Origin of the sequence: Calidifontibacillus erzurumensis, from assembly GCF_013303125.1 — a bacterium.
Lineage (GTDB): Bacteria > Bacillota > Bacilli > Bacillales > Bacillaceae_J > Calidifontibacillus > Calidifontibacillus erzurumensis.
Window position 1 is genome coordinate 161,204 of record NZ_JABTTE010000001.1, and the last position, 17,938, is coordinate 179,141.

The 17,938-nt window shown below is 36.1% G+C and carries 15 protein-coding genes and 6 tRNA genes; 20 read left to right on the forward strand and 1 reads right to left on the reverse strand.

The window, feature by feature from the left end; translation table 11 throughout:
• Positions 1 to 161: 161 nt before the first annotated feature.
• Positions 162 to 962: a DUF1189 domain-containing protein gene (locus tag HR057_RS00860; protein ID WP_173729507.1), complete on the reverse strand. Its 801-nt coding sequence runs from the start codon at positions 960 to 962 to the stop codon at positions 162 to 164.
• Positions 963 to 1,162: 200 nt separating this feature from the next.
• Here HR057_RS00860 and HR057_RS00865 point away from each other — a divergent pair.
• The 20 genes from HR057_RS00865 (at position 1,163) to HR057_RS00960 (ending at position 17,833) form a co-directional block, all read left to right on the forward strand.
• Positions 1,163 to 1,237 (forward strand) — tRNA-Asn (locus HR057_RS00865).
• Between the two features lie 6 nt (positions 1,238 to 1,243).
• Positions 1,244 to 1,317, forward strand: a tRNA-Met gene (locus tag HR057_RS00870).
• A 29-nt stretch (positions 1,318 to 1,346) separates the two neighbouring features.
• Positions 1,347 to 1,423 (forward strand) — tRNA-Ile (locus HR057_RS00875).
• Between the two features lie 9 nt (positions 1,424 to 1,432).
• A tRNA-Ser gene (locus HR057_RS00880) sits at positions 1,433 to 1,525 on the forward strand.
• Positions 1,526 to 1,535: 10 nt separating this feature from the next.
• A tRNA-Met gene (locus HR057_RS00885) sits at positions 1,536 to 1,612 on the forward strand.
• 212 nt (positions 1,613 to 1,824) lie between these two features.
• Positions 1,825 to 1,897: transfer RNA gene (locus HR057_RS00890), tRNA-Phe, on the forward strand.
• 374 nt (positions 1,898 to 2,271) lie between these two features.
• Entirely contained in the window at positions 2,272 to 2,883 is a 612-nt protein-coding gene (sodA, locus tag HR057_RS00895) for a superoxide dismutase SodA (protein WP_173729508.1), read from the forward strand.
• Positions 2,884 to 3,114: 231 nt separating this feature from the next.
• A complete protein-coding gene (locus HR057_RS00900) occupies positions 3,115 to 3,555 on the forward strand; it encodes a GNAT family N-acetyltransferase (protein ID WP_173729509.1) in 441 nt (146 codons plus the stop codon).
• 452 nt (positions 3,556 to 4,007) lie between these two features.
• A complete protein-coding gene (locus HR057_RS00905; protein ID WP_173729510.1) occupies positions 4,008 to 5,660 on the forward strand; it encodes a urocanate hydratase in 1,653 nt (550 codons plus the stop codon).
• Between the two features lie 13 nt (positions 5,661 to 5,673).
• Positions 5,674 to 6,774 carry a DUF917 domain-containing protein gene (locus tag HR057_RS00910; protein WP_230474305.1) on the forward strand — a complete coding sequence of 367 codons (1,101 nt, stop codon included), beginning with the start codon at positions 5,674 to 5,676 and terminating at the stop codon, positions 6,772 to 6,774.
• Positions 6,775 to 6,795: 21 nt separating this feature from the next.
• The gene (locus tag HR057_RS00915) at positions 6,796 to 7,548 is read left to right on the forward strand and encodes an IclR family transcriptional regulator (protein ID WP_173729511.1); all 753 of its coding nucleotides are present in this window, start codon (positions 6,796 to 6,798) and stop codon (positions 7,546 to 7,548) included.
• Between the two features lie 24 nt (positions 7,549 to 7,572).
• Positions 7,573 to 8,934: a dihydroorotase gene (locus HR057_RS00920; RefSeq protein ID WP_173729512.1), complete on the forward strand. Its 1,362-nt coding sequence runs from the start codon at positions 7,573 to 7,575 to the stop codon at positions 8,932 to 8,934.
• A 19-nt stretch (positions 8,935 to 8,953) separates the two neighbouring features.
• On the forward strand, positions 8,954 to 10,204 hold the full coding sequence (locus HR057_RS00925) for a Zn-dependent hydrolase (protein ID WP_230474306.1): 1,251 nt from the start codon (positions 8,954 to 8,956) through the stop codon (positions 10,202 to 10,204).
• A 98-nt stretch (positions 10,205 to 10,302) separates the two neighbouring features.
• Positions 10,303 to 10,947 (forward strand): ABC transporter permease, encoded by a 645-nt coding sequence (locus HR057_RS00930; RefSeq protein ID WP_173729513.1) that lies wholly within the window; start codon positions 10,303 to 10,305, stop codon positions 10,945 to 10,947.
• Positions 10,948 to 10,969: 22 nt separating this feature from the next.
• Positions 10,970 to 11,905 (forward strand): ABC transporter substrate-binding protein, encoded by a 936-nt coding sequence (locus HR057_RS00935; protein WP_173729514.1) that lies wholly within the window; start codon positions 10,970 to 10,972, stop codon positions 11,903 to 11,905.
• A gap of 106 nt (positions 11,906 to 12,011) precedes the next feature.
• A complete protein-coding gene (locus HR057_RS00940) occupies positions 12,012 to 12,992 on the forward strand; it encodes an ABC transporter ATP-binding protein (protein WP_173729515.1) in 981 nt (326 codons plus the stop codon).
• Positions 12,989 to 13,624 (forward strand): ABC transporter permease, encoded by a 636-nt coding sequence (locus tag HR057_RS00945; RefSeq protein ID WP_196237802.1) that lies wholly within the window; start codon positions 12,989 to 12,991, stop codon positions 13,622 to 13,624. Before HR057_RS00940 ends, HR057_RS00945 begins: the two co-directional genes overlap by 4 nt.
• A 37-nt stretch (positions 13,625 to 13,661) precedes the next feature.
• Positions 13,662 to 15,209: an HAL/PAL/TAL family ammonia-lyase gene (locus HR057_RS00950; RefSeq protein WP_230474307.1), complete on the forward strand. Its 1,548-nt coding sequence runs from the start codon at positions 13,662 to 13,664 to the stop codon at positions 15,207 to 15,209.
• A gap of 143 nt (positions 15,210 to 15,352) precedes the next feature.
• A complete protein-coding gene (locus tag HR057_RS00955) occupies positions 15,353 to 16,654 on the forward strand; it encodes an MFS transporter (protein WP_173729517.1) in 1,302 nt (433 codons plus the stop codon).
• Positions 16,655 to 16,822: 168 nt separating this feature from the next.
• On the forward strand, positions 16,823 to 17,833 hold the full coding sequence (locus HR057_RS00960) for a PstS family phosphate ABC transporter substrate-binding protein (protein WP_173729518.1): 1,011 nt from the start codon (positions 16,823 to 16,825) through the stop codon (positions 17,831 to 17,833).
• Positions 17,834 to 17,938 lie beyond the last annotated feature (105 nt).

Sequence of the window (17,938 nt, forward strand, 5' to 3'; positions counted from 1 at the left end):
CAGAAATTTTCGGAGTATCCATCCATTTGATTGCTTCTTTTATACGTATATCTTTTCCTTTATTGTTTTTTTCCTTTTTCTTTTGCATAAGAGACCTTCCTTTCTGAAAAGTAAAATTTTAATAGGGTTATTACTTGTAAAATTACCAAAATAAAAACTGCCTATTCAGGCAGCTTAGGATCATCATTATGTTGTGACTGTTTTGATTTTGGAATTTCAACAATAATCAAATATAGAACGATTGAAGCAGTCATCCAATAAAGAAAAATAGCGAAAGGGATATGGATTTTCAGGGCATCTGTAATTGCAAAAAAGAGCGTCGGAATTGTAACTGCATACGCAGACAAAATCCATAAAGCGCTATAAGGGAGCGACCGCTTTAGTTGATTTGCAATGATTAACCCGATAAGTGCTAAAAATGAAATGCCAATCAATTTAAAACTTGTTTGCAGTAAATACATAAATATAAATGCAATTGGCAACAGTATTAGGATAATTGTTTTAAATTGTTCAGTAGATTTTATTAACATTTCCTTATTGATTGTTAAATTGCCAAAAGTAGAATATGGAAGCCGTTGTCTCTCTGTTTCAGAAACGAATACAGCTTCGTTTTTTAATAAGCCTATTGCATTCGTATACGTAAATACATCTTCAGCTGTTAATTCTCCTGTTGTATCGAATATGAAAGTAAAGCCATAATTTTCAGTAATCAGCGGTGAATCTAGTTCAGATGTCAATTCGCTATTTTTAAGTGTAAATTCAGGCAGGTCAGTAGCAATTTTATCTATTGCCATTGCTGAGAATTTCCTTAAATCATTGCCAATCGATACAGCAGTAATTGAACTGCATATAAACATTAATAGAAAAACATAACCTATTGTTTTTCCAATACCTTGGAAACGAAATAAGGCCATATCTTTAGGCGAATATAGACTTTTATAAAATTGTTTAAAAACATTCATTTGAAATTCACACCCTTTCATTCGTAATATTATACATTCCACTCAATAGAAACAAGGAAAAAATGTTTTAATTGAGTTTTCGTTGTTTCTTATGTTATATTATGTAGGCAAACTCTTTTAAAGAAATTTTATATTTTCTTAAAAAACTGTTGACATATTGCTCAATGTCCGTTATATTTAAAAATGTCGCTAAACGATATTCCACAGTAGCTCAGCGGTAGAGCAATCGGCTGTTAACCGATTGGTCGCAGGTTCGAACCCTGCCTGTGGAGCCATTATTCGGCGGTGTAGCTCAGCTGGCTAGAGCGTACGGTTCATACCCGTAAGGTCGGGGGTTCGATCCCCTCCACCGCTATTCTATTGTTTTAATAAATATTTTATGTTGGACCCTTAGCTCAGCTGGTTAGAGCTATCGGCTCATAACCGATTGGTCGCAGGTTCGAGTCCTGCAGGGTCCACCATTTTATTAAGGAGGAATACCCAAGTCTGGCTGAAGGGGTCGGTCTTGAAAACCGAGAGGCGGGTCAAACCGCGCGGGGGTTCGAATCCCTCTTCCTCCACCATTATTATTGTCGCGGGGTGGAGCAGTCCGGTAGCTCGTCGGGCTCATAACCCGAAGGTCGCAGGTTCAAATCCTGCCCCCGCAACCAAAATACATAACATGTCTCTCTAATTTTTTTTGCCTAAAAGATGAATAAATACTTTTATGGCTCGATAGCTCAGTCGGTAGAGCACGACCGAATAAGCTTCCAAGAAATAGCATCAGCGTACCGACCGAACCGCTTCATGAATAAACTTTCTGAGGTCGGGACGGAGGACTATCATCTTTGAAGCACAATCATTTTTTTCAAATGCCAACTATGGCTCGATAGCTCAGTCGGTAGAGCAGAGGACTGAAAATCCTCGTGTCGGCAGTTCGATTCTGTCTCGAGCCACTTTCTTTTAAGAAATTTCTTTTGCCACAGTATACAATACTGTGGTTATTTTTTTGAATTTGATGACAAATAAGAAAGAATGGACTGCTTCTGATCATTAAGGTAAAGAAGTGGACTAAATACAATTACGTACAATAAAGTTTCATTTTGTGACAAATTATTGAAGTCATTAATAAAAATTTAGGTAAAAGGTGTTTAAAATTGAACAGTATGTATAAAAATTAACCTGTTTGGCTAAAATAAGGTTGTTATGGAAAAATTTCGAGTTTAAAAATTGAAAAACGGTGGAATAAGTGTTAATGTAAAGGCATGGAATATTTTTTAAACTTAGATGTATAAAAAGTTAAATAAAATGGTCAGGAGGAGATCTAAAAATGGCAAAACATGAATTACCACAATTACCTTATGCTTATGATGCATTAGAACCACATATTGATGCAAGAACGATGGAAATCCATCATTCAAAACATCACAATACTTATGTAACAAATTTAAATAATGCTCTTGAAGGCCAAGAGGAACTTTTAAATAAGTCAGTTGAAGAGTTGATTGCTGATCTTAATGCAGTTCCTGAAGCTATTCGTACAGCTGTACGTAACAATGGCGGCGGTCATGCAAACCACACTTTATTCTGGACAGTTATGAGTCCAAATGGAGGCGGCGAGCCTACTGGCGAGCTTGCTGAAGCTATCAACCAAAAATTTGGCAGCTTTGAAAAATTCAAAGAAGAGTTTTCTAAAGCAGCAGCTACTCGTTTTGGTTCTGGGTGGGCATGGCTTGTTGTAAACAATGGACAACTTGAAGTAACAAGCACTCCAAATCAAGATTCACCATTAATGGAAGGAAAAACGCCTATTTTAGGTTTAGACGTATGGGAGCATGCTTATTACTTGAAATATCAAAATCGCCGTCCAGATTACATTAGTGCATTTTGGAATGTTGTAAATTGGGAAGAAGTTGCAAAACGTTACAATGAAGCAAAATAATAATTGTTTCATGTGAACTTTATAATTTTGTTGCTAATATTAAGGAAGAAATAGCGGATGTAGACGAAAAAGAACCAAGAACGCACCATTGATGTGCGCTTTCTTGGTTTTTTTATTTTAAAATGAAAAACTAATATGTTTTTCTATTAGTAGTATTTTCAATGATGTTCATGTATGATAACTATAATTTGAATTTGCAGAAAATTAGGATAGGAGAAGGCGGTTGCTATTATGAGTGGATTAAAAATATTGGAACTTTCAACAAAAGAGGAAATTCGTAAAGCATATTCCGTGATGAAACAGTTAAGAACCCATTTGGATGAACAAACGTATCTTGACCTAGTTATGGAAGCAAAAGAAAAAGAAAATTACAAGTTGTTTGCTCTTTTTGAGGAAAATACTCTCGCTAGTGTTGTTGGGTTTCAACCAATGATTACCTTATATTATGGCCGGTTTGTTTGGGTTTGTGATCTTGTAACGGATGAAAATAAACGTTCAAAAGGTTATGGAGAAAAACTGCTTTCTTTTGTACACCAATGGGCTAAACAGCATCATTTTAATACGGTAGCATTATCATCTGGATTACAACGATTGGATGCACACCGTTTTTATGAAGAAAAAATGGGTTATCAAAAAGTAAGTTATGTATTTAAGAAAAGTTTAGAAAAATAAATTTTTCCTTGATGGTCTGTTAGCTTGAAAATGCCTATCTTGGAATGAGAAAAAATAAAGAAATGAAATCCAAACGTATGACACCATTATCGCTGGAAAACTATTCATATTTAAATGTAACTGATGAACAAAAAAATTACAAATGCTTGATACTTCGGGATCCGTTAGTCGTACGAATATTGAACGATGTGGATTAATACTTGTTGCAACTGAATTCTTAAAAGTAATTGAATTTTATATCACTATGTCCATTCCTATAAAAGCTGTCCCTAAAGCTGGACAGCTTTTTTTGTTCATTTTAGGTATTATTTGTTAAACAATATAATGAAAGAAAAAATTGATAAATTTATTTTAATTTCTTGACTTTGTCTGTATATTTTGATAATTTATTATCAAATATCGATAACAAATTATCAGTAATTGATAATCCTGTACTGGAGGGATATCAACGAATGGAAAAAATTACAGCAATGCGTGGACCAAATTTACGTTGTAAAGGTTGGAGGCAGGAAGCATTATTACGTTTATTAGAAAATGTTCTTGAAAATGGTGAAAATCAACAAGAATTGATCGTTTATGCTTCCCTTGGTAAGGCTGCAAGAAATTGGCCTTCTTATTATGCGATTGTAGATGCTTTAAAAAATTTAGAGGAAGACGAAACGTTAGTCATCCAATCAGGAAAGCCGATAGGTATATTTAAAACACATCCATTTGCACCTATTGTAGTAATGGCTAATTGTAATATTGTAGGAAAGTGGGCTACAAGTGAAAATTTTTATGATTTACAAGAAAAGGGCTTAATTTGCTGGGGAGGGTTAACGGCAGGTGCATGGCAGTACATCGGCTCCCAAGGTGTCATTCAAGGTACTTATGAAATTTTTCAAACGATTGCCCGCAAGTATTTTAATGGAAGTTTAAAAGGCCGTTTCATCTTAACAGCAGGTTTAGGAGGCATGGGCGGTGCACAGCCCCTCGCTGGTGTAATGGCAGAAGCAGCTATCCTTGTCGTTGAGGTTGATGAAGAACGTATCAATAAACGAATTGACCACGGATACCTCCAAAAGAAAACAAACAGCTTAGATGAAGCTTTAGCATGGATTGATGCAGCAAAAGAAGCGGGTGAAAGTGTTTCAGTTGGATTACTTGGAAACGCTTCCGAAATTTATCCGGAAATTTTACGTCGTGGTATCGTACCAGATATTGTTTCTGACCAAACTGCTGCACATGATTTAGTTTATGGGTATATACCGGCAGGTTTTACAGTTGAAGAAGCAAAACAGTTTCGAAAAATGAATCCAGAATTATTGGCAAAGAAATCATTAGAATCGATTGCAACAGAAGTTCGAGCAATGCTCGAGTTTAAAAATCGTGGTTCAATTGTATTTGATAATGGGAATAATATTCGCTCACAAGCATTCCAAGCAGGAGTTGAAAATGCTTTTGATATTGATATCTTTACAGAGGCTTTTTTACGGCCGTTATTTGCAAGAGCAATTGGACCGTTCCGTTGGATTGCATTATCGGGTAATCCGGAGGATATTCGTACGATCGACCAATATATTTTAGAAAATTTTTCTCACAATGAAATTGCATCTAACTGGATCAAATTAGCAAATAAATATGTACCATTTGAAGGACTTCCTGCACGGATTGGCTGGTTTGGACATGGTGAGCGGACCGAACTTGCATTAGCAGTTAATAAAATGGTAAAAGAAGGAAAACTTTCTGGGCCAATTGCTTTCTCAAGAGATCATCTTGATGCAGGGGCTATGGCACATCCGAATATTATGACTGAACGTATGAAAGATGGCAGTGATGCTATTTCTGATTGGCCATTAATTAATGCGATGCTTAACTGCTCATCAATGGCCGATTTAGTAACAATCCATTCTGGAGGCGGTGGTTATGCTGGTTATATGACAAGTGCTGGTGTAACAATCGTTGCAGATGGAACAAATGAAGCAGATCTAAGATTGAAATATACATTAGACAATGATACAGGAATAGGTGTTCTCCGTTATGCGGATGCAGGTTATGAGGAAGCATTAGATGAAGTTGAGAAAAAAGGCATTAGGAGAATTAATACAGAGGACTATTCAAAATAAAGGAGTGCAAACGATGCGACAATTAACAATGGACGATGTAAAAGCTGCAGTAAAAGGTGGTTCGGTATTTGCTTCAGGAGGCGGCGGTTGGGTCGACCATGGATTGGAAATCGGCAGTGCTGCTATTACGATTGGAAAACCGAAATTAGCAACTGTAGATGAGATTCCTGATGATGCTATTATCGTCACAGCAACAGCGATTGGAGCTCCAGCCGGTACTACCGATTGGCAAATGCTAGGAAAAGATTATATAAAAGCTGTTCAACTTCTCCAAGAAACTCTTGGAAAAAAAGTATATGGATTAATGACTCCGCAAAACGGGATGTCAAGCACGATTAATGGTTGGCTGCCTGCTGCAGCATTGGATATGGTTGTAGTTGATGCAACAGGTGATATCCGTGCACATCCAACAGGGAAAATGGGCTCATTAGGACTTGCCAGCTCGCTTGATTATGAAACCATTCAAGTAGTCGTTGGCGGGAAGCCGGAAACTGGTTCATATATTGAGTTGGTTGTCAAAGGGACACCTGCAAAAACATCAAACATATTGAGAACAGCATCAGATATGTCTGGCGGATTTATTGCTTGTGCGAGACATCCGTTGCCAGCGAAGTATATTAAAGAAAATGCCGCCATTGGCGGAATTAGTAAAGCATTACAATTAGGTTATGCAATCATGGAAGCTGAGCCAAATGGACCTGCTGCGGTCATTGATACCATTTGTAAAACTACAAATGGAACAATTTTAGGGACAGGCCGTGTTTTGAAAAAATCTGTTACTTATTCAGGAGCTTTTGATATTGGAACAATTACTGTTGAAACAGAAGAACATGGTGAATTGATCCTTCATGTAATGAATGAGTATATGGCAGTTGATACTAAAGCTGGTCAACGTCTAACAACATTCCCGGATGTTATTACAACTATTTCTGTTGAAACAGGGGCTCCAGTCAGCGTTGGACATATCGTTGAAGGAATGGAAATCGCTGTATTTAGTATTAATAAAAAATACCTTCCTTTAAGTGCTAGTGTGAAGGATCCAACGGTATATCCTGAAGTTGAAAAAGCTCTTGGTATAAATTTAATCGATTATGCTTTTGATAAAGTTAAGTAATTTGTAGGTGAAACTAGACGAATGACAAGTAAAAGTAATAGTACGCAGACATTAAAAAGAGGATTAGATATTTTATTCGTGCTAGGGGAAGCTGGTACCACTCTTTCAGTAAGCGAGATTGCTGAAAGAGTGAATATCCCTGAAAGTACGGCATACCGTTTGTTGCAAACAATGGAAAAAGTTGAAGTTGTTGAACGGAAGGATAAAGGGCAAATTGGTTTAGGAATGAGAATTCTTCATTTGGCAAGAAGCCTTTCACAACAGATGGATCGTCAAATCAATGAAATTGCCCGTCCTTTTATGGAAAAACTTACAAAACAAGTAAATGAGACTTCTGTTTTGACAATCCGCACGGGATTAGAAGTCATTTGTATAGAAAGCTGTGAGAGCACTCGACTCATTCGTTTTGTAGTTGAAAACGGAAAACTATTGCCCCTTTATTCAGGAGCATCAGGGAAAGCAATTTTAGCATATGAAAGCAAACAAATAATTGATCAAGTTTTGGCTCGTTTAGAGAATGAAAGTAAAAAAGAGGCTTTGATGAAAGAATTAACACAAATACAATCAGATGGATATAGTTTAACTTTCAGTGAAGTTGACCGTGATGTATTTGGGTTGGCTGCACCAATTTTTGATAAAACCGGCCGCATTATTGCTAGTTTGACGATAGCGGGGCCTGTTGAACGGTGGGAAGAACATTCACAGCGCGACCTAATCCAGGCTGTAATAGACAGTGCTAAACAAATAACCGAACATTTAAAAAGCAAAATTTAATATAGCAAAGAAGGTAGAAAAGGTATGAGCGAGCATTTCTATGATCTTCTCATTCAAGGAAATATAGTTAGACCTGATTCAATTATTTATAACGGTGCTCTAGCAATTCAAAATGGAAAAATTGCAGCGATTATTGAGAATCTTGAATTAATAAACGCCAAAGAAATTATTGATGCAAGAGGGCATTTTATATTACCAGGTACAATTGATGCACATGTCCATTGCTATAGTTCAGTTGAGGAAGGTTTTATGACAGCAAGTAGATCAGCAGCTGCTGGAGGCGTTACTACGATCATTGAAATGCCTTATGATGCACCGGGACTAATTGGATCAGAAGAGGCTTTTGTTGAGAAAAGAAAACAACTTGAAAAAGAATCTGTTGTTGATATGGCACTTTTAGCAACGATAAAACCTGAAAATGGATTAGATCAGATTCCTCTATTGGCTAAACAAGGTGCCTGTGGATTTAAAGTATCGATGTTTAATACCGATTCTGTAAGGTTTCCAAGAATTCATGATGGATTACTTTATGATGTATTTGCTGAAGTTGCAAAGACGGGATGCCCTGTTGGTGTCCATGCAGAAAATGATGAAATTGTCCGTCATTTTATAAAAAAATATAAAAGTTTAGGAACTGAAGAACCTCGCTCTCATGCATGGAGTCGTCCTAAAGTTGCGGAATCTGCAGCTGTATTAACGGCTTTAGAGCTTGCCTATTGGACTGGCGTTCACCTGCACATTTACCATTGTACATTTCCTCGTGTTTTTGAACTTGTACAATTTTATAAAAATATGGGTACGAAAGTTACTGCAGAAACGTGTACTCATTATTTAACTTTAACTGAAGAAGACATGCTTACTTTAAAGGCCAAAGGAAAAATTAACCCCCCACTTCGGTCAAAAGAGGATGTAGAGGGTTTATGGAAACAGCTTGAAAAAGGAATGATTGACATTGTTACGTCAGACCATGCACCTTGGACATTAGAGAAAAAGAATAAGTCTGATATTTTTGAAAATTCATCTGGTGCTCCAGGTGTAGAGGTGTTATTACAAATTTTATATAGCGAAGGAGTAGCAAAAGGAAAAATTACGATATTGGATTTAGTGAAGCTATTAAGTGAAAAACCTGCTGAAATATTTGGTTTATCTTCTCAAAAAGGAAAGCTGGATGTAGAAATGGATGCAGATATTGTCATTCTGAATCCAAATGAGACTTGGGTTTTAGATGAAAACGAGCAACATTCAAGTGCTGGCTGGAGTCCTTATCATCAAAAGGTTATTCAAGGAAAAATTACACATACATTTGTTAGAGGAAAATTAGTATACGATGGAATAAGTGTTGTTGGTAAGCCGGGTGATGGAAAATTTGTACATGCAAAACATTAAAGAAAAGAGGTGAAGAATATTGATAGAAGAAGCTCTTCAGAAAAGTATGAAAAGGCTTGAACAAGATATTAAAACCGTAGCTACTTTTGTTGATGAAACAAAACCAGGGTGGACGCGGCGGCCTTTTACACTTTGGTACAAGAAAGCTCGTGAGTGGTTAATGGAACAAATGCATTCTATAAATATGGAAGTCTCTATTGATGCTGCATCAAATGTCATTGGTTCCATTAAAGGAAGCCATCATGATTTGCCTCCAATTATGATCGGATCCCATCTAGATACGGTAACCGGAGGGGGACGTTTTGATGGTATCATTGGTGTTTTAGGTGGATTAGAAGTTGTCCGTATATTAAAAGAAAAAGGTATTCAACTTCGCCATTCGTTAGAAATTGTTGATTTTACAGCTGAGGAACCTAGTGAATTTGGTATCTCTACTATTGGAAGCAGAGGAATGGTTGGCAACCTGACAGAGGAAATGCTTCGTAGAAATGATTCAAGTGGATTAATTTTAAGAGATGCTATAAGGGAAGCAGGCGGTAGACCCGATGACATTATGAAAATGGTTAGGAAAAAAGGTGATATAGCTCTCTATTTGGAATTGCATATTGAACAAGGCCCGGTTTTGGAACAAATGAATCATAAATTAGGGATTGTTACAGGAATTGTAGGTATTCACCGTTATCGGGTTATTGTCGAAGGAAAACCAAATCATGCAGGGACAACGCCGATGAATATGAGACAAGATGCCTTAACAGCATCCTCTGAAATCATTTTGCAGTTAGAAGCAATTTGCCGAAAACAGTATGAAGAACCTGTTGTAGGAACAGTAGGAAAAGTAACGGTCGAGCCAAATGCTGCAAACGTAATTCCAGGAAAAGTAAGCTTTGAACTAGAAGTACGGTCGATCGAAAAAAAACTCATTCAAGCAATAATGCAAGAATTGATAAAATTTGGTGATGATCTTTCAAAACGGCGAAACGTGAAAATTACATTCGATTGTTTATCACAATCAGAGCCGATACGAGTTGATCCATCCATTCAACAAATTATTGAAAAATCGTGCATGTCATTTGCTCCTTCCATGAAACTACCAAGTGGCGCTGGCCATGACGCAAATCAGATTGCAACAATTGCGCCAATAGGTATGATTTTCGTTCCAAGCCGAGATGGTAGAAGTCATTGTCCAGAAGAATGGACAGATTTTAAGGATGTTGCTCTAGGCGTTCATGCGTTGGCTCAGTCAATTATTACATTTGATCAATGCATTTAAAAATATAGTAAACAGATAAGAATTGTAGAAAAAATGATAGGTTCGTATTATAATATGATGGTGATTTATGATCTGCTTTAAGAAATGAGTGGTGGTTTATGGAGACGATTCTAGATGCATGGATTTATATACAAGAACATTCAGATAAATTTTTTGAAGCTGTACGAGCCCATCTCACGATTAGCCTTTGTGCATTAATTGTTGCCATGGCAGTATGCATTCCGCTTGGAATTGTTTGTGCCAAAATAGAAAAAATTTCAAGTGTAATAATGAATGTTTTTAATTCATTACGAGTGATTCCAAGCCTTGCCATTCTAGTCATCGTCCTTCCTATTATGGGCACTGGATTTTATCCTGCACTAGTGGCATTAACGGTACTTGCTTGTCCGCCGATTTTAATCAATACATTTATTGGTTTTCGGGAGATTGATAAATCTGTGTTAGAAGCAGCATCTGGCATGGGGATGGATGGAAAACAAATTTTACGAAAAATTGAATTTCCACTAGCTTTGCCATTAATTTTAACAGGCTGCAGGACAGCTGCAGTAGAAGTAGTGGCAAGTGCGACACTTGCTGCTTTTATTGGCGGAGGGGGCCTTGGTACATTTATCATCAATGGCCTTGGCATGTATAATATACCTTTATTATTAGTGGGTGCTATACCAGTCGCATTATTGGCAATTTTTTCAGAAGTTTCTTTTGCTATGACAGAAAAACTAGTGACAAAGTATCAACGAGATTAAATTATTGAAAGGGGATAAGAAAATGAAAAAACGTTCTTTATTAATTGCTTTTATGACATTGTTGTTAGTCATTTTATCAGCTTGCGGCAACAATTCAACAACAGAAAATTCGGATGCAGGTAATGATGATAAAAAAGACAAACTGACGATTAAAGTAGGTTCGAAAAACTTTACTGAATCTTTAATTTTAGGTGAAATGTATTCTTTAGCGTTAGAAAATGCAGGATATAAAGTTGAACGCAAACTAAATCTCGGCGGAACAATGGTTGCCCACGAATCTCTAAAAAGCGGTCAAATTGATATGTATCCAGAGTATACAGGAACAGGTTTATTAAACATTTTAGAAGAAGAGCCAAAAACTGACCCACAAGAAGTGTATGATATTGTTTCAAAAGGATATAAAGAAAAATTTAATTTAGTTTGGCTTGAACCAACAAATGCTAACGACTCTCAAGGTTTGGTGACAACACGAAAAGTTGCAGAGAAATATGATCTTTATACGATTTCAAAACTTGCAGAATTAGCACCAGAATTACGTTTAGCAGCAGTTCCAGAATTTGAAGAAAGAGAAGATGGGTTGAAAGGGCTAAAAGCTCATTATGGTGGTATGGATTTTAAATCAATTGAATTATACGATTATGGAATTAAATACCGTGTCATTTTAAATGACGAAGCAGATGTTACAGTCGGTTTTACAACTGACGGCGATCTAACGAATAAAGATTTAGTGTTACTTGAGGATGATAAAAACTTCTGGCCACCATATTATGTTGCACCAGTTATTCGTAATGAAATTTTAGAACAAGATCCAGCTGTTGCAGATGTTTTAAATAATGTTTCAAAACTATTAAATGACGAAGTTTTACAAGGATTAAATGCAGAAGTTGATATTAATAAGCGTGAATATGCGGAAGTAGCAAAAGAATTTCTTGTCGAACAAGGAATTATTAAAGAATAAGATAATTATTAATGGGGCTGTCATAATAGTTTGGCATAAGTATTTCTTATAGTGTGCCTAACACAATTGGGACATGCCCTTTTTTTTAAAAGGAGTTGAACTTTATATGGTGGTAAACGCAATCGAATTTCACGAAGTTAGCAAAACCTTCCCAAAGGCTTCTAAACCTTCTGTATATAATACGACACTTACTATAGAAGAAGGAACTTTTGTTACAATATTAGGAACCTCTGGTTCTGGAAAAACAACTCTTCTAAAAATGGTCAATCGAATTCATGAACCATCTTCAGGGAAAATTTTCGTTCAAGGGGAAGATGTATCTAAAGTGTCGGTTACTGAATTGCGCAGGAAAATCGGATATGTAATTCAACAAATCGGACTTTTTCCACATATGACAATTGAAGAAAATATAGCAACTGTACCGAAAATATTAAAATGGGATTCTAAAAAAATTAAGGAACGTGTAGAGTTTCTTCTTGAACTTGTTCATCTGCCGCCTAATGAATTTTTGAAACGTTATCCTCGTCAATTATCAGGTGGACAGCAGCAACGTGTCGGCATTGCAAGAGCTATGGCCAGTGATCCGGATATAATGCTGATGGATGAGCCTTTTGGAGCGATTGATGCCATTACCCGCTCAAGTCTCCAAGATGAGTTAATTTCAATACAAAAGAGATTAAAGAAAACGATATTATTTGTTACACATGATATTAACGAAGCATTAAAGCTTGGTGATAAAATCATTGTTATGGACCAAGGAAAAGTTCAACAATATGACACACCACTGAATATTTTAATGAACCCAGCCAATGAATTTGTCAGCCGCCTTGTTTCATCTGAGGATATTTTTCAACTCTTAGGAATGCTTCAAGCAGACAGTGTGATGGTTCCATTAAGTCAAGTATCAATGAATAATACGAAAACCGTAAAACATAATGATCATTTGAAAAAGGTTTTAACATTACTATTAAATTCTGATATTGATGGAGTCATCGTTGAAGATGATAAGAAAAATCCAATTGGTGCGATTACATTTGAACAGTTAAAGTTGAACAATAAAATAAAACAAGCGGTGTTTCCATTATGATCTTTGAATATATTTCCAATTACTATGATTATATTTTTTCTCTTTTTCTTGATCATTTAATAATTATGGCTCTATCGTTAGGTATTTCTCTCGTAATTGCTTTACCGATTGGATTTTTTTTAACAAAAGTAAAATGGCTTTCTGTGACAATTCTATCTTTTCTCGGCATTATCTATGCAATTCCTAGTATGGCATTCTTTGCTTTGTTAATTCCAATTGCTGGACTTGGAATGAAGCCAGCCATCATTGCATTAGTGGCATATAGTCAATTAATTTTAGTTCGAAACGTGATGGTTGGATTTCAATCGATTAATCCTTCCATCGTTGAAGCAGGTAAAGGGATGGGGCTGAATTCTTTCCAATTATTTTGGAAAATTCAGTTGCCTCTAGCTCTTCCAATTATTATTGGAGGGATTCGGATCGCAACGATTTCAATCATTGGAATTGCGACAATAGCCGCATGGATTAATGCTGGTGGATTAGGTGTTCTATTATTTGAAGGGCTATATCAAAACGCGACCCATAAAATTATTATTGGAACGGTATTAGTATCATTCCTTGCATTGTTTACAAATCAATTATTATTAAAGATTGAAAATAAATGTGCGTTGAAAGCACGGGGTGAACTGTAAAAAGGTATTACTTTCTATTATTGTAGGAGGAATGTTATTGGAAAGCAATTTTCTATTACTGGATGGAAGGTCGCTATCTATTCAAGATATTGTTCGTATTGCCCGGAGGCGTACAAAAGTTAAAATTAGTGATCAAGCAATGAATTTATTAAATAAGGGAAGAAAGCTTGTCCAACAATGGAGCGAGCAAGAAACTCCGGTTTACGGGTTGAATCGTGGCGTCGGTTTGAATAAGGATCGGCCAGTGATTGATGCCTATTCCGAGTATAATCGAAATTTAATTTTGTCCCACTCGATCGGAATTGGGCCAGAAGTGCCAATTGAAGAAATCCGTGCAGTAATGGCAACCCGTTTAAATACGCTGCTTGTTGGTTGTACGGGCATTCAGCCGGAAATAGCAAAAATGTATGAAACATTTTTAAATAAAGAGATCACCCCTATTCTCCCAAGTCGTGGAACGGTTGGGGCTGCAGATATTGGAATTTTATCTCATATCGGATTGGCAATGATAGGGGAAGGGGAGGTCTATTATAAAGGTGAACGTGTTCATGTGTTGGAAGCTTTCAAAAAAGAAGGTATTCAACCGATCACTTTAGGGCCAAAAGATGGATTAGCCATTGTAAGCTCGAATGCATTTTCAGCAGGAATGGCGTCTTTGTTGCTCTATGATCTTTCCGATTTGATAGAAGCTGCTGATATGATTTATGCATTATCGTTAGAAGGCTTAAATGGAAATGTCAGTCCTTTAGATGAATCTGTACTCAAGGTCAGACCTTATCACGGACAAATGAAAAGTGCCAAACGTGTTCGCAAATATTTGGAGAATAGTTATTTATGGGATGAAACACGTCCTATACCACTACAAGATCCGCTTAGTTTTCGAGGTGGTTTTACTGTACATGGTGCTGTCCTTGATTGTTTAGAATATACAAACAGTTTATTAACATTGCAGCTAAATTCTTCAGACGATAACCCTTGCGTCCTAGTTGATGAGAAAAGAATTGTCCCTACGTCTAATTATGAAGTGACAACACTCGTGTTGGGCTTAGAAATGCTAGGACTTTCTCTCGCACATGTTTCAAAAAATAGCTGCTTTCGTACCATTAAGTTAGCAAATCCTGTTTTTACAAATTTGTCACGGTTTTTGTCACCAGACGAAGAACGTGTCATAGCATTTGGAACAATTCAAAAAACATTTTCAGCATTAGATGCGGAAATCCGTCATTTATCAAATCCCGTTTCATCAGATTATTTCGCAATTGCAGGTGAAATTGAGGATCATGCTACGAATTCAGCCTTTGTTGTCCAAAAGCTGAAAAAAATTGTTGATAATCTTTATTATATATTAGGAATTGAAGCCATCCATGCTGCACAAGCTGTTGATTTACGGAAAGGGATTCAAAAAGGAATTGGAACAAACGCAGTTTATGAAGTCATTCGTGAACATATCCCATTTTTAGAGAGAGACCGAAATTTATCCACTGATATAGAAAAGGCATATCAATTGCTTAAATCTAAAAAGCTGTTAAACCATGTACGAAAAACGATGCGAAATCATTCGAATGATATTGACATAACTTTATAGTTTAATCTTTTTTCAAAAAATAGGCCATCTCCTTGCGTGAGGTCTATTTTTTATTCTTTTTTGTATCATTAGTTTCAAATAAATTGCATATCCCCATCCGAACTTAGGAACAATAAAGCCTAGCAGGAAAAGGGGAGTTGAAAATGATTCGTTTTCTACAAAGAATATCAGGACATGAAAAAGTAAATAAGGAAATTGTATTCTTATTATTAATCAGCGGCTTATATTCGTTAAGTATCGCGCTGTCAAACACGTTTGTGAATATTTTTTTATGGAAACACTCAGGAGATTTTAAAGATATTGCCTTCTATAATTTAGCTGTCGTTGTGATGCAGCCGCTAACGTTTATTTTAGCGGGTAAGTGGGCAAAAAAAATTGATCGAATTATCGTATTAAGATTAGGTGTTATCTTTTTGTCTTTGTTTTATTTAACTGTACTTTTAAGTGGAGAGCATGCCTCAAGTTTTTTGTTACTGTTGGGAGGTTTTTTAGGAATTGGTTATGGCTTTTATTGGTTGGCTTTTAACGTATTGACTTTTGAAATTACAGAACCGGAAACAAGAGACTTTTTTAACGGCTTTTTTGGGGTTCTAACCTCCTTGACAGGCATGATCGGTCCTATACTTGCAGGCTGGATCATTTCTAGTTTAAAAGGATTAAGTGGCTACACAGTCATTTTTAGTATTTCCCTTGGTTTATTTTTTGGAGCAGTTTTATTAAGCATGCTTTTAAAACGAAGACCTGCCCATGGTACATATTCTTTTTGGAGAATTATGAAAGAACAAAAGAACAATCAAAATTGGCAAAATGTTTTGCACGCCAGCTTTTTTCAAGGTTTGCGCGAAGGTTCTGTTTTGTTTGTCATCTCCATTTGGGTGTATATTACAACAAATAGTGAAATGGCGTTAGGCGCATTCGGCTTCGTTAACTCAACCGTTGCCTTTGTTTTTTATTTTTTAGCAACAAAGTTTATAAAACCTGAGCATCGATTGAAAGCTATATTGCTTGGTGGCGTGATGCTTTATCTAGCTACGATATTAATTATTTTTGATCTTACCTTTCAACGGTTTATGATTTATGCTGTTTTGATTGCTATTGCTTACCCAACATTGCTTGTTCCTTATATGTCCATTATTTATGATGTGATAGGGAAATCGTGGAAAGCTGCAGAAATGAGAATAGAATATATCGTTGTGCGGGAAGTGTACTTGAATGCGGGGAGAATCACTTCCATCCTATTATTTATTACTTTTGTTTCAATTTTCAATGAAGAGCGCGGTATACCAATGGTATTAGCAATCGTTGGGGCAGGCTATTCTGTTATTTATTTTTTTGTTAGAAATATTCAGATCTATGATCCCGGACGCCAATCGAGATTTAATAAAACTTATTCACCATTGTCTAAAAGAAGACTTGCTGATGAAGATGGAGGTTCAACCGTTTAGGTTGGGCTTTTTTTTTTGCTCGCAAAAAACTCGATCAAAGTTGATTTTACAAAAATTAAAAGGTTATTTACAAAAGGTTTACATTGTATTTATGCAAGATTAATACTGTCCTTCTAAAGTATTGATTGTAATGACGAAATGAACTTAATTTTCAGGGGGAATTTTGGAATGAAAAAATGGAAACAGCTATTATTAACATTTTTTGCGACAGTCCTAGTAATTTTCACAGCTGCATGTGGTGGACAAACGAATAGTGATGATAATAATGATAGCACTCACCAAGGCAGCAAAACAAAAGAAACGGCTGAATTGGAAGGCGATGTAATCATTGATGGGTCTGGAACAGTTTATCCATTAATGGCACGTATAAGTGAAGAATATATGTCAACAAAAGAAGAAAATGTAAGTGTTCAAGTAGGACGTGCTGGTTCTTCTGCAGGTTTCAAAAAGTTTATTCCTGGTGAACTCGACTTTGCGAATGCATCAAGACCGATCAAAGATGAAGAAATTGATAAACTTCAAGAAAATGGAAAGGACCTAAATAAAAATGTATTTGAAATTAAATTGGCTTACGATGGGTTAACTATCGTTATTAATAAAGAAAATACTTGGGCAACAGAAATGACAAAAGAAGAAGTTGTAAACATGTTTACATCTGGAAAAATCAAAGCTCATGACAAACTATTATGGTCAGATATTCGTCCGGAATGGCCGGCTGAAGAAATAACATTTTTTGGACCTAATGAAAATCATGGGACATATGAATTTTTCTTCGAGACAATACTTGATGAACAGCCAATGGTTGAAACAATTAACTTGCAACAAGAATATTCGACATTGGTTGATTTAGTTTCTAAAGATAAAAATGCAATTGCATTTTTTGGATATGGGTATTACGCAAATAATACAGATAAACTGCAAGCAGTAAAAATCGATTTTGGAAATGGTCCTGTTGAGCCTAGTTTGGAGACCATTGGCGAGGACCTTCCTTATGCTGAGTTCACCCGTCCAGTGTTTACTTATTTAAATGTTGATTATGCAAAAGAAAAGCCGCAAGTATTGGATTTTGCAAAATTTGTTGTCGAAACGGCTGATGATTTTGCTGGTGTATCTGGTTTTGCGCCAATGAATCAGGAAACTTTAGATGGGTATCTCAAGTGGTTAAATGCAATCCAATAATTTGGTTCTTACGAATATTTGGTGAAACATCGAATTTCAATTAAGGTCTTTGAATGATTGTTCGCCTTTCTGGATCTGATATGAGATTAATGGTTGGGAATAACA